This is a genomic window from Alphaproteobacteria bacterium (assembly GCA_019746225.1).
Taxonomy (GTDB): Bacteria; Pseudomonadota; Alphaproteobacteria; order Paracaedibacterales; family VGCI01; genus VGCI01.
The window spans coordinates 73,535-87,360 of record JAIESE010000001.1 but is presented as its reverse complement, the minus strand read 5'-3'; the positions used below and the strand labels follow the sequence as shown (position 1 = coordinate 87,360).

General features: G+C 39.1%; 10 protein-coding genes and 1 tRNA gene. 3 read left to right on the top strand and 8 right to left on the bottom strand.

What is annotated here, in order from left to right:
* Positions 1-68: 68 nt before the first annotated feature.
* From K2Y18_00365 to K2Y18_00345, 5 genes are all read right to left on the bottom strand, one after another.
* Complete coding sequence (locus K2Y18_00365) at positions 69-3,290, bottom strand: TIGR04141 family sporadically distributed protein (protein ID MBX9804190.1); 3,222 nt, start codon at positions 3,288-3,290, stop codon at positions 69-71.
* Between the two features lie 79 nt (positions 3,291-3,369).
* Entirely contained in the window at positions 3,370-5,271 is a 1,902-nt protein-coding gene (locus K2Y18_00360; GenBank protein ID MBX9804189.1) for an alpha-keto acid decarboxylase family protein, read from the bottom strand.
* Positions 5,272-5,311: 40 nt separating this feature from the next.
* Positions 5,312-7,171 carry an FAD-dependent oxidoreductase gene (locus tag K2Y18_00355; GenBank protein ID MBX9804188.1) on the bottom strand — a complete coding sequence of 620 codons (1,860 nt, stop codon included), beginning with the start codon at positions 7,169-7,171 and terminating at the stop codon, positions 5,312-5,314.
* A gap of 302 nt (positions 7,172-7,473) precedes the next feature.
* Positions 7,474-9,168: a type IV conjugative transfer system coupling protein TraD gene (gene traD, locus K2Y18_00350; GenBank protein MBX9804187.1), complete on the bottom strand. Its 1,695-nt coding sequence runs from the start codon at positions 9,166-9,168 to the stop codon at positions 7,474-7,476.
* Positions 9,169-9,214: 46 nt separating this feature from the next.
* Positions 9,215-9,433, bottom strand: a complete 219-nt coding sequence (locus K2Y18_00345) for a helix-turn-helix domain-containing protein (GenBank protein MBX9804186.1) — start codon at positions 9,431-9,433, stop codon at positions 9,215-9,217.
* Between the two features lie 464 nt (positions 9,434-9,897).
* Between K2Y18_00345 and K2Y18_00340 the strand changes: the two genes are divergently transcribed.
* From K2Y18_00340 to K2Y18_00330, 3 genes are all read left to right on the top strand, one after another.
* Complete coding sequence (locus K2Y18_00340; GenBank protein MBX9804185.1) at positions 9,898-10,434, top strand: CbrC family protein; 537 nt, start codon at positions 9,898-9,900, stop codon at positions 10,432-10,434.
* Positions 10,435-10,552: 118 nt separating this feature from the next.
* On the top strand, positions 10,553-11,419 hold the full coding sequence (locus tag K2Y18_00335; GenBank protein MBX9804184.1) for a DUF695 domain-containing protein: 867 nt from the start codon (positions 10,553-10,555) through the stop codon (positions 11,417-11,419).
* A gap of 37 nt (positions 11,420-11,456) precedes the next feature.
* The gene (locus K2Y18_00330; GenBank protein MBX9804183.1) at positions 11,457-12,125 is read left to right on the top strand and encodes a DUF4272 domain-containing protein; all 669 of its coding nucleotides are present in this window, start codon (positions 11,457-11,459) and stop codon (positions 12,123-12,125) included.
* Between the two features lie 38 nt (positions 12,126-12,163).
* On the opposite strand, the gene K2Y18_00325 is transcribed toward K2Y18_00330, so the two are convergent.
* From K2Y18_00325 to K2Y18_00315, 3 genes are all read right to left on the bottom strand, one after another.
* Complete coding sequence (locus K2Y18_00325; protein ID MBX9804182.1) at positions 12,164-12,790, bottom strand: hypothetical protein; 627 nt, start codon at positions 12,788-12,790, stop codon at positions 12,164-12,166.
* A 228-nt stretch (positions 12,791-13,018) separates the two neighbouring features.
* A tRNA-Ser gene (locus tag K2Y18_00320) sits at positions 13,019-13,108 on the bottom strand.
* 106 nt (positions 13,109-13,214) lie between these two features.
* Positions 13,215-13,799, bottom strand: a complete 585-nt coding sequence (locus tag K2Y18_00315) for a TIGR00730 family Rossman fold protein (GenBank protein ID MBX9804181.1) — start codon at positions 13,797-13,799, stop codon at positions 13,215-13,217.
* Positions 13,800-13,826: the final 27 nt, after the last annotated feature.

Below are 13,826 nucleotides of genomic sequence, written 5' to 3'. Positions count from 1 at the left end.
CCATATTTAGAACCACTACTGCTACACCCCAAAGAGGCAAGTTCCAGGCAAAGCTCAATTAATGTCCATTATTTATCAAAGTCAAAATCTTGATCAATGCCGTTTAGGTGAGCCCTGTGCTCTTGTTTCAGGGCTAAAATGTTGGCTAAACTAATCATCTCAAGATCAGGCAAAGGTATTGCTCGGAATAGATCTTTGACATTTTCCACTGTAACGGCTCCACAAGATGTACCATCTGGTTGTATCCTAGAAACTATTGGTACAAAATTTATGGTTCTTCCCAAATACATTCCCCTTAAAAACGCTAAAAATAAACGCGCCTCACTTTTTGAAGTTTCAAATAACGAATCAATATACCTAAACATAATATCACCCGCATTTGGGATCAAAATCTGAAATGTTACCCAATGTCCACCTGGATTAAAGGGGATGATCATTTCTTCAGGTGGGTGTGCAATCACAGTCTCATGCGTAAAAAATGAACTGGTAAGAAGGTCGATTAACGTTTCAGATGAACTTTTCTCTTCGTGTTCATCAGTATGAGCAATAATTGGTGGTAAGACATATCTGCTACTATTTAAACAATGAGTGATGTCATTTGTATCTGCATCACCATCAACATCTGCCCCGCTCAGAGAGAACTTAGAATACTCTGCATCTTCAGGAAGTTCTTCTGAAAGAGGTAGATGCAATAAACGATTGATATCCGTGGATGTATATTCATAGTTGGCTACTCCTTCATCAGAATGATCTTCGTTATCATCTGCTGAATTATCACTTTTCCCTTCTTTTTTAGATTTTTGGCTAGAGCTTTCATCTTCTTGCGTTGACTTTTTGCTTGAGGCCCTTTTTTTCTTTGTTGTATGATTTTTGTCTTTTTGATCCGAGTCTTCATCAATATCTTCTGGAGAGGTATCAACTTTTGTAGAGCCAAAAGCGTCCCAGTTAGGGCGTTCATTGTTTTCATTAATCACCACCAGGTTAAACTTGAAGCCAAATTTTTGCACCAGCTGGCGTGTTCGGTCTAAACCCCAAAGTTGTTGCTTATGAAAGAGTTCGCCCTCTTTCATTCTATCCTTAGCTTTTAGTTCCTCTACTTTTTTTGTAAATTCTTCTTTGTCTTTCTTAGACTTTTTCTCTTTTAGCGCCTTATCAGCCTTACGAATGGGTTCGATCTGCCGATCATCTATGACAGCCAACACAATAGTTGTTTTTTTCCTCGTGGCAGTTGTGAGTACTCCGGAGGGAAGCAATATTTCTCTGATCTCGATTAATTGTCTTATAGAGTCAAAAAATTCTTGAATGCGTGGTGTCGCTAATTTTTTTTCTTGGTTACAACAATCATGCAAAGCATCCAAAGCTACAATCAATTCTTCTTGATGGTTTTCAAAAAAGCTCAAGTCAACTTTTCTTAATAAGATCCTTAACTTTCCTTCGGGTGCTGAGGCTTCGCCCTTAGTGTTGTTAAATATTTTCGTGGTTAAATAATTGTTCCAAGCTGATTTTCCACGCTTTTCTGTAGTGAACTTTTCTTTAAAAATACTTCCAAGTGTGAGGTGTTTTGTCTTTTTTCCGGTAATAGGTACTCCATATTCTATATATAATCCATTGACGCAACCTAACAATAAAATATTTTTTGCATTTTTCTTGTTCAGCTCTGTTGCTAGATACTCTGCACACCGTTCTACTTGAGCGCGGTGATGATCAATATCTCCTGCTTCTTTCCGCTTTACATGAACAATGTAATTTTGCCCTTTATCACCATATAAAAGAAGGTCACCAAATTCAAACTTGTTTCCCTTGCCACTAAAGTATATGTTTAATCGATCCAGTAAGACGCCATTTTGTTTTTTCCCAGCAAGAGAAGCTACAACGCGCCTATTGTAGCGATCCTCTTGATAGAGTCCGCCAAACTTATCTTCTTCGCCTATGGCGTCTTCTAAGGTATAAGGCAAGAGGGTTTCAATATTAACTTTTACATCTGGATCACGCATTTTTCGTATGATTGCATTGAATCTTGTAGAGGCAACTTTAAACCAACGACCACGATCAAATCGAAAGAATTCTTCCCCAACTTCTATTGGCAACGAATAGACTAATCTACTAACGATTTCGTCGTGACTCGTTTTTGATCTAGCTTTTTTTATTGAGACTAAAGAATTTAGTGTAATCTTTTTGCCCTTAAATACTTTGAATAGATCTCCTTTTGAAGTGCTTTTCTGATAAGAAAACTGAGGTTTATTCCCATAAGATTTCCATATATCGTCAGAGGGAAATAGTACTTGATCTACGGTTGAAGATGTCAAAATCGCCGAAAGATGTTTATTAAGCTCTTTTATCCTAACAGGGTCAGTTATCTCATCATCAAGATAATACTGTAATTTTGGATGTATGGTACGTTCATCTCGATATACACGAAATAAATAATTAGCCATATTAACTAAAGAACTGATTGTATCTCCTCTTTTTCCATCCCCTACTTCTGGTAAGAAGAATTTATACGTATCGCTACCAACCACAAGACGCTTAAAATTGGCTTGTAAGGCATATTTTGGGAGTACAGTTAAGGTCTGTAGCCCTTCAGTTCCAACTTCAAGTGCAAAACTTTCAATAGGGGCTAAGCGCTGCTTCTTTTCTTTTCTACTCGTTGGGTTTGAGTCAAAGTTGTTTTTCCCAAGTAATGTCTTAATGTTTTTGTCACTAAAGATAGCTTTCGTAGCAGCCAATCGTAATCCCCAATCATGAATCACAGCATGGGAATTGTAGAGTTGTCTCCATCCACCAAATAAGTAAGCTAAAGCTTGTGTGGTGGGTGGTCGAGGAAAAATGAGCATAGAAGCGCTATATTGAAGATCTGCTATTTGCCGTTTGCTTCCCCCCCAAATGCGAGTTGTAAAGTGTTCTGCAGAAGAAATAATGGGTTTAGCATAGAGTCTCACTAAGTAATAATTACTCCCGTCTGTATGCTCCCTTGTTTCAACATGAAGGGTTCCCGAGGCTTCCTCATTGTCTGCTTTTTCTAATAATTCCTTACGTAACCAATTTCTTATGGGATTAAATTGCTTTCGCTTTTTAAGTTCTTCTATTTGTTCTGGTACTGGAATTAGGTTTGAATCAAGGCATGCAAGAGTATATGAGTCTGGATCTCCAGTTTCATGAGCAAGAGTTGCAAATTTAAATTCTGTTTTTATATTTTCATGCTCACCATCTACACTATAAGCAATTGGAGAGAAGAATATTATAAGAGCCCAAATGAAAAATAAATGAAATATTGTAGATATTTTCCTCATTTTAACCCCGCTTCTTTTTTATTAAATATATGCTATTCAACGTATTGGTGTGTCTTCTTGAAAACACAACACAGATTACTTAGAACAAATTTTGAGGAGGCCATTTTGGGTGATGATGTTCGTCTTCCCCTGCTTCTTCAAGGCTCGCTTTTAGAACTGCTGGAATGCTGGCTTTTGGTATTTTTACGTGTACAATGAACATTTTATCAGTCTCTTTTTGGATAAGAGAAATAGCACCTGCTAATTGTTTGACAGTTTCGACTACAAAACCTCCTCCAACGCCAAAAACATCTACAAGCTTTTCGTAATTCCACAGGCATAGGTCATTGTACTCATAAACCTCTTTATTTGAATGCTCAGCAGGAGGTTGACGAAATGGGTTTGGGTTAACAAGCTTTTGTTCAATCCCATAAATGCCATTGGCAAGGACAAATACAACTGTATTTTGTTTAAGGTGACCATAGCTAGAAACAGCTTGGCACGTTTCTTGAAACGCCCCATCTCCTGCAATGACTATCATACGTTTATTTTCTAAGCGGTTATCCTTAATGGCGCATTTAACCCCTATAGCTGCAGGAGCTGCATAGCCAATAGCAAGCCAAGATGCTTGTGCCACGAAACCATTTGCGGATTTGATGTGCAAACCTTGCTGTGACGCTATGAGTGGAAATGAGGAATCAACAACAACTGTTGTATCGATGCTGTCTCTCACCCATTGATCATTGAGAATTTTAAAGAAATTATCATAATCTAATTTATCGGCTGGTTCAGCTACAAGTCTTTCAATTTGCAAACGAGATGGGGAATAAATAGGTTCTGCCCACAAATTACGAGCCAATATTCCCCTTGGAGCAGCGTCGTCCTCTGTGCCTTTACATTCAAGCTCTAATCTTCTCTGAAGTTCTTTCATAAAAAACTCTAAAGGTACATTCGGAAATAATGCTCCCCCCACAAAAGCACTTCCTTGTGAAACAATAGCTTTATCTCGGTCCCCAACGATGCTCTTGCTCCCAATATCTTTACCTGTTGTCCAAGCCCCAAGGCCTATTACACAACTGGCATTCAACGGCAAACCAACTCTAGAAAATCCTGGTGTATCCTCTGAAACTAAAGATTTGCCTAACACAGCAGTGGTATATTGAAAGCCACTTGCTTTAAGAAGGGACAAAAAGGTATCTTGGATACCGAGTCTTTGAATCTCGATTCCAGCCCAAAACATTGGTTTTGACTTTCCTTTATTTGCATTTTCTTTGATCAGTGTCAGTGTTTGTTCAACAGCTGCCTCTACATCGCTAATTATGATGCTAGATTGTGTTCTGATAAGAGGTTTGAGATGAGCGGGAACTCTGCATTTCGCCCTCCATACATCTTCAAAAACTTCAAGGTAAACGGGTTGGCGGCGGGTGATGCATGCGCTCAGAGCGGCGTCAATCTGCAGAGGAGCTTCGTTGGCATTGCTAATACGCTCTGCAGCTGCAGTTACGGAACGGAATACATCTATATTAGAGTTAGGGTTTGGCATCATATGAGAATATAAAAGGCCTACAAGTCTTTGGTTAGCAAATTCCTTGTTCGTTGGGGCCCCATTAATAACCACAACTGGAACTTGTTCCACAAATGAACCAGCGACTGCGTTTAATACACTAAAAGCTCCAACCCCATAGGTAACAGCTATAGCTCCTAGGCCACTTTCTCCTTGGATTCGCGCATAGCCATCAGCTGCATACCCAGCACAGAGTTCGTTAGACGTTCCGGTAATTTGGATGCGATTGGGGTTGGTGTCTTCCAGGATTGTATCTAAAAACGGAGCGGTATAGTTGCCTGCTACTCCAAATATACGTTTTAATCCGAGAGATTCAAGACGCATTTTTAGATAGCTTGCTACCGATATTTCTTGTGTATCTTCAGCAGCCGTTGCAACAAAGTAGGCATTAGTGAGAAGCCAGAAACTGATTACAAGTGCTAATATTCTACATATCATAAATTATCTCCTTCTAAACTTGTCTTCATCCTATGTGTTACTACAAGGCGGCTTTATCTCTTTCTATAATCTCCAATGCGGCCCTTATTCCTGATTCAATGGCTCCTTCAATCCACGCATGTTTCATAGATGTATGTTCACCTGCAAAATAAATCGGGCCTTCAGGAGTAGAAGTATTTGGATATAATCCTAGAATTTGACCAGGTGAGAACACAGCCGCTTCTCCGTAAGCATAAAAATTCTGCATCCAACTTTCTGTTTGGCTTTTACCTGTGAAAAAGCGAAGTATTCCTTTACCATAGATGTCTGTGAGACCTCGAAGAGCGTAAGCAACTCGATCGCTTGGCAATATTGAATCCCAGCGATTGGCGTCATCAGACCATGTGTAGCTAGCTAATATTATACCGCCAATGCTACCCTCCTTGGGTGGAATACCTGGGAAGTAAATGAAACGATTTGGGGAGTCCGTAACAACTCCTCCTCCAATGGAATTATGTCCTCTATACTCATCAGAAAGCCGTTTTATCCATTCACCTTCATTCCATTCCCAAAAACGCTCGCTAAATTCCAAAAACACTTTGGTAGCTGAGTCATAATGCATTTCCGTAATAGCACGATGCTTGTCATAACTGAATCTTGGATGAACATCTACAAAGCGAAGGGCAGAGAACGGAATGGAAGTAATAAGATAATCAGCTGTAAATTCACGATCCATAGGCTGTGACACAGTTTTGTTATCCTCATCTACCCTTTCGCCAACTGTTCGTACATAAACTCCGTCTCTGCCTCGATTTATGGCTTTTATATTCTTATTTGCTGGTAAGGCAGGGTTTTGAGAACTCGCCCACTGAATTTCGACGGCGCGAGCATTCATAACGATATTATGCCTACCAAACTCATCAGCTATTGCATAAGGAAGTCTATAATTTCCTCCGATAACCTCTCTATATTTCGTTGTTGGGCTAATATAAAATGTGTCCACAAAACTATGTATAAAAGATAAAAAAAGTCGTGAGGATAAGTTTTGTAGAGTTCCTATGTAATCTATGACAACTCGCTCTGGATATTTTTCTTGAAGATATTCAAGCATGCTCCATTTATCATATTTGTTAATTACTGCCTCCCAAGCACCGACTAATCGCTCATTTTCTCCTTTGTCGTTATCGGGAAGGTCTGGATTACGAGTGGTTGCTATTAGTAAAGGATCTGAAGCAAAAGCCTCATCTAAAAGACGTTTTGCCGTTTTACCATAATACTTTTCTGGTAGAGCAAAGCCTAAGTGGCGTTCTGCTGGGGGTAGATCTAATGATGCATATTCAGAAGGGCGTTTTTGAACACCATTTGCGCAATACCAGGTATGGTTACCCGGGATCCCTGGGGCATCTCTTTTCTCATCAACATTGTAAAATTGTTGATGTTTTAAATGAAGAATATCTATTAGCGTTTGTACAAGTGGGTGAGATGTAGGGATTCGCATTGCTCCAGCTTCAGCATACAGGTCATTATCCATGAAGGGTGCTTCTTGTCCATCTTCATGATGAAATGTTTTGATGCGCCCACCCACACGGTTCCCATTAGCCTCTAAGATAGTAACGTAATAACCTTCTTTTTGAAGAATTTTTCCAGCAACTAAGCCTGCTATACCTGCTCCTAAAATAAGAACGTCCTTTTTAGATGAAGGGGCAGCTATAGAACGACTAAAAGCTATATTAAGAACTTCCTCATACCTATCTTTAAGATTATCAAATTTTTCATCAACCATTACAATTTCTCTGGCAATTTTTCTACATGCCTCCTCGTATGCAGGTTCTGTCATAATTTTTTGGGTTGAATGAGACTCAGAGATAGAACTTAAAAACCAGAAACATCCTAGAACTATTGTTTTTTTGAACTGACTCATGTTTATCCTCCATACATAATTGTTACCAACAGCTGGCTTCTATAGTATATCGTGTGAAATTTGCTGAGATATTTGTTGTAAAGCTTAGGTAACAAATTAAATTGCAAAAATTTTTTCAATAATTTAATTAAAATCAATATAAGCTTTCGGGGTTGGTTGTGCAAGTCCATTTAATAGACTATTTCACATTATCTCTTTGTCCTAGTATCCAGCAGGATTTTCAGGTCATACCATGGCTTTAAGAGAGGGCCCTAAACAAATTGATTGCAATTTATTTTGGAAAACCATTTTTTATCAAATCATTAGATAGCATTAACCTGAAACTTCAATTTCGTAACGGGCAAATTTCCTGGCAACTTAAGATAAGCTTCTAGGTCATTGAGGCTCATGATCTCGGTAGCACTAACCACGGGCTTCATTCGTTTTTGCTCATTTAAGGACACGCCATCGCGCATTTGGTGCGCCCCATAAGATATACCCTCAACAGATTCCATGATCTCTTGTTCACCTAACATCTGAGACATGTACTTCGCTGTTTCAGGATCGCCATTTCTGAAAATCACTTTAGTGTTAAATAAGCTCGTGAGGGACTTGGTCTCCGAAAGACCATATTGCTCCTGCAATTGAGGAATGTTCTGTACGCCCGCCGCGATACAGCCGCCATACTTACGTATTTCAGCTAAGGCTTTTGGGATGGCTTCCTGCTTGTTTAGGGATATCAACTCATCGATCATGAACCAAACTCTTCTGTCCGGATTTGGCGCCGTACTCATGACGCTATTGACGGCGATCGTCATTAATCCTGTTATGAGTGGTCGCAATGTTTCCCGCTGATCTGGTGTCGATGTGATAAAGAGCCAACTGTCATCATGCTCATTATCTGCCCAATTTTCGATCCATTCGCGTATGGAAAAAGAAAACTTGTCTTTAGGTAAATACTTGAGAGCTTTAAGGTAAGGTGCCAGGTGGGAACGAATTGACATGGCAGTCTTTTCACCCGAAGGGTCTAATAAATTGGCTGCAGGGGTATCTTTGAGATTCTTATAAATATCAACGAGGGGGCAGTACAATACTAAATTTAGAAGAGCTTCAACGCTTTTCGTTCTTTGACTATCAAGATATCTCAAACATTCCGCAAAGACTGTTCTAGATGAATCCGCCCAAAAGCTATCATCCCCCGTTTGCGGAATAAATCCGTGAGCAATTTCGTCATAATGGTAATCCTTTAGACATTCATCCCAAGGGCTCCATCCAACCGAACGTTCGTCAAATGGATTAATCAAGATATCTTTTCCTTCTCGATAAAATCGATTGACGAATTCACCTGTTGTGTCCACCACAATTGCCCGCTGTTTCATTGCTCTTATTTGAGGAAATAATTGCATGAAACAATTGCTTTTACCCGTCCCCGTTGTTCCACAAAGCATAAGATGTTGGGTCTCTGAGTTGAGCCGCAAGCTGACATTGCCTAATTTTAAAGGAGAGGCAATTTTTTGACGTCGCAGGAGTTTTTGGAGAAGCTTTGGTTTGATAATCTCATTTCCTGACAATATTTCTTTAGCTTTCTTAGCCTTTCCGCGCCAGGCCCAACCCGTACAGACGATCAAGAAGAAGGACACCATGACCCATAAAGTTAGCCAAGCATTCTTGACAAGTTGGTTGTTGATATCTTGAACCAGCCATCGATGCCAACGATTCGTAACAATATCGATAGAGCGAACAGTGCCTTGCTTCCCATTGTCATATGTATAGAACTGAGTCATTTTTCTCCTTTGTTCATTCCTAACAAATGGAAGGTTCAATTTAAAATCTGCCCAATAATACGCAACGGCTGAGGAACGCTCATAAGGCGTGAAATCATACCAACTCTTTGTTCCAAAAACGACACCTCCTACGATTAATGTCGCCAAAAGGGTTACACTCATGACTTGCCGGATCATATGAAAATTGTGCAGGGTAACCTGCCCGCCCTGTGTGAAATTTTTCGTAAAACCCATGATGCTAACTCCTTGGAATCCTCTTTTGGTAGGATGCGGTTGAGGGCTATTCCTTCGAATTTTCTAAGCGAATTAGAGGAACGCCAGTGGTTTGAAACGTCTTGCTTTCTTCAAAAGCCACCACATCTTCGATTGGATATCGTACCAGCTTGCCAAACTTGCAATAGTGAGGGCCATGTCCGTTCCAACGCCATTGACTAAGGGTCTTAGGGGCTAATTTCCAACGAGATGCCAGAGCTGTGGGGGTTAAGAATGGTGGCTGCATACATGAACTCCTAAAATTGAACTCACTTTTTATACTTATATACAATTTTAATTAAAACAGTAATAATATGAGTCTGTCAAGATAATTACTTAGTTCTCGTTCAATGCTATTTAATCTATATTGATCTATTTCAACTATGTTTCAGTCTTTCTCGTTCTCTGTGGATCTCGGAAAATGCATGAAAAAGATTATAGCTTTAGAATGATAAAAGATTTAAATGCGGAGGACTTCTTTGTTCAGTAGTATGAAGCCAATTTTTTTGAGGAGAATAGCATGAGAAATTCATAGGCATTCTCTCAATTTCGAAACTAATAAAGCACATACGTAAAACTACGAGGTATGAATTATTTCTCTTGATAGTTGCATGGGAAAATGATTCAATGTCTTCTTTATGAGGAAGGATAATTTGGATATTTCAAAATAATTTGCGTTTGGATTAACTCATACAATGTAAAGTTATTGACATGGACCTACCACACTTTAAATATCACCCAGACCCTTTGAAAACAGGTCTTGTCAAAAATATAACATTTCAATGCATATGTTGTGATCAAGAAAAGAACTATTTATATGTTGGTCCAGCACATCCTTTACAAGCCGATATAGAAAATAAAATTTGCGTCTGGTGTTTAGCCGATGGATCAGCAGCTAAAAAGTTTGATGCAGAATTTGCAAGTGAGCTTGATAATTTCACGAATATTAACCCCCTTGCTATTAAAGAATTTGCAGAAAGAACGCCAGGATATATTTGCTGGCAAGATCCCCTTTGGTTAACACACTGTGATGATATCTGCGAGTTTCACGGTGACTTTTCAAAACAAGAACTCCTCGAGCGCTTTGATGAATTAAAAATATATGCCATGAAGTCCCTCAGGTGTAATGAAGACCAAGCGAGGGAAATAATTTCATACTATGATCCTGAAGGAAATATTAACCCTGCTTTTTATAAATTTGTATGCCGCAAGTGCAACAAAATTTTACTTCACTCTGATTTCACTTAGGATCAAATGCCATCGCTATTAGGCGATGCGATGAAAAGCTCAAAAGAAAATCTATAAAGAGATGCTCATTGAAGGATTAAAAGAACGAATCAAAATCAATATTTAGAGGTAAAACAATATGACCGACGCAACAAAAGAAGATGTTACAGAGGAAGGAGAAGCATGGGGGTTTTATAAGCCAATTGATACGGATATACCCATCTTCATTTCATTTAATAGTACCGTAGCAAAGAAAATTAATGAATTACCATATAATCAAATGCTTAGAGTTAAAGTTACTATTAAAAATCCAACAGATAATGGTTTACCCCACGGAGAAGAATTTACAGCTTTAAATGAAATGGAAGACTTTCTTGACGAATACATTGAAAGACAGCCAAGCATTAAAGCAGGTAGAGTAACTACTGATGGATGCCGCTATTTCTATTATTATGGCATCTTTGAAGAGAATATAGTTGATCAATTCCTCAAAAACTTAGCAGAGAAATTCAGCTACCATATAGAGTATGCCTTAAAGGAAGATGCAGAAAAGACATCTTATTGGAACATCCTATATCCCACACAAGAAGAATGGCAGCTTGTCTCAAACCAAATGGTCTTGAAAGGTATTGTTGAACATGGCGATGAACTTATTGCTCCAAGAAGAATCGATCACTGGATTTATTTTAATGACCAGGCTCACCTTTACAATTTTTCATTATGGGCAGAAAGTAACGGGTTCGAGATAGAGCCAATTCGTGCAGAAAATGAGAAGGAAGCGGAAGATGAAGTGGAGGTACTCCCTCATAAATTCACTCTTCAAATATTTCATACAGCGATTCCACAGTCAGGTTTCATTGATCAAACAACCATAACCCTTTTTAGGAAAGCAAAAGAATATGAAGGCGATTATGATGGCTGGGAAACACTTGTTGTTTCAGATAAAAGTGCGAGTGATGAACCTTTGAAAGTTAGTTTTACATATGATAGCCGCCAACAAAAATAATTAGACCATAATTAAACGATAAAACAAAGAAATATACATGCTGGACAGATTTTATAGATCTTTAATACTACATCCTCGCTTCGTTAAGAAACAAAATGAACGTTACTTATTAAGCCAAGGAGCTCGCATTTGTAAGTGGCTCCCCTACACAGCGCATACAAATGTTTCAAGAGCATCTATTGAAGTAGGAAAACGTGCAGCAATTGTTTGTGGAATGGTCAATATTTACTTAGGTGCCCCCACTTCTACAGTAAAGGAATGGATGGAAGGTAATAATCTATTTCCATATTTATCTGATGAGGAGCTCTCTCTTATTAGCAAGCCGGAAAATGCTATAAGTGAGCGGGAAATGTGTGAGATAGGATGGTACGTCGAATCTTTATGCGCATTGTTATGGGCAGGATCAATTTTTGATACACTTTCTCCACAAAAACATGTCCCCGACACAATGGTTAACTTTGTACCTAATCTCCAAAATGGTGATGCTGCAGAAAGCTTTATCAAATCAATAAAACTTAGGCCATATGGCCAGCTCTATAAAATGCTAGATTTATACTATAGAGCGCATTGGTACGTTCGTGATGCGGGTTTATGCAGAGAAGACACGAAAGATTTTGATTTTGGAATTATTCAATCGCGCAGAAGAGCACTTGAGTGGATTTTTTATCCAACAAACGATTGGGATGAAGTTGATCTATCTACCTAATATAAACCGCTTAAAAAGCAAATGCTTTTTTATCCTTTTCAGATTATTAATTTTCTTAATTCATCACATTGTTCCTTATGGAAAGAGGAATGAGATAGCGTCATTTCAATTAAGGACTCAACAATATGCTGTGGCATAAGTGGTACCCGATCTTTTAAAACATCAAACTCCGCCTTTTTATTCATGATTTTTACAAATTCACGCTTTGCGGCTTCCGGTTTATTTTCATCGAACAAAGCCATAATACGTTCATCAGGTAATTGTTTGGCTATTGTTTTACCATCATATTCCTTTAGTTCTATCATTTTAAATTTAGAAAAATCTTGAACGAAATAATAGTATTCATCATAAAGCCCTGCATTCACATCTTTTAAGCTATAAAAGATTGAACGATCTTCTTCGTAAGCAATAATATCAAATCTTTCATTTTGGTCCATTGCCCACAAAAAATTTGTCAGTGTCCTATCAATACTATCTATAACTATGTCTTTTACGACATCACGCTGCTCCGGACTAAAAGAATCTAATTTGCTATAGATGTCTGTATAATAATCATCCGTAGCAGCATCTACTTGCTTATGACCCTGGCAAATTGTTTCATCTCTTGTTTCTTTAATGAGCGCTTTGCCAAAATCATTTGTTAATGCTTTAAATTTATCTTTCATGAGAATCTTCTCCATTCTTCAATAAAGAATTTTAGCTACCTCTATAAACAAGAAGGTTTGTGGTGATCTTCTTGGGCTAGTTTTATATCTTTATCTCAGACTATACCCAAATTTGCCATAGCCTTTGGTGCGCTACTGGTACAAATATGGTACAAATACAAATTCATAAGGGGTAAAAAGTGGCGCTTTATTATTGACTATAAATCCAAAATAACTCAATAAAATCAATGGCGGATGGGGTGAGATTCGAACTCACGAAGGGCTTGCGCCCTCGCCGGTTTTCAAGACCGGTGCTTTCAACCGCTCAGCCACCCATCCGCAATGATAATAAATGTGCCCGACGTGGGGTTCAGCGTCAAGTATTAAGTTAAATTCAAAAGACAACTTCTCGATGTTTCCACAATTTTTGAAAGATAAGGGTCGCTCAAATATACTTCGAGGTGACGTCGACGGATGGTTCGGGGAGTTGGTGCAAGAGGGGAATGATTTCCTCAACCGTGGAAACAAAGAGTAGGAGCTTTTCGTCCAAAGGCCGGGCAAAGCGATGCTCAACCACATTGTGGATGAGGGCCTTTAAGGGGTCCCAATAGCCATTAATATTGGCGATAATGAGGGGTTTGTCGTGCATTTCCAGCTGACGCCAGGTCAGAATTTCAAAGAGTTCGTCAAGGGTCCCAAACCCACCGGGCAGGATGACGAACGCGTCCGCATTTTCAGACATTTTTAGCTTTCGGGTATGCATGGTATCGACGATGTGAAGCTCACTTAACTTGCTGTGGCCACCTTCGATGTGTTCTAAATCTCTTGTAATAAAGCCAATCGCGCGACCGCCATTATTGATGACGCCATCAGCGACAAGTCCCATAAGGCCCAATTGGCCTCCGCCATAAACCAGCTGAATGCCGGCGGCTGCCAACTCTTTGCCCAACTCAAAGGCGGCTTTCTGATAGACAAGTTCTGAGCGTGAAGAAGACCCACAGTAGACGCAAACGGACTTAATATCTTCCACAATCAACTCCTTACCGCTGGCTATCTG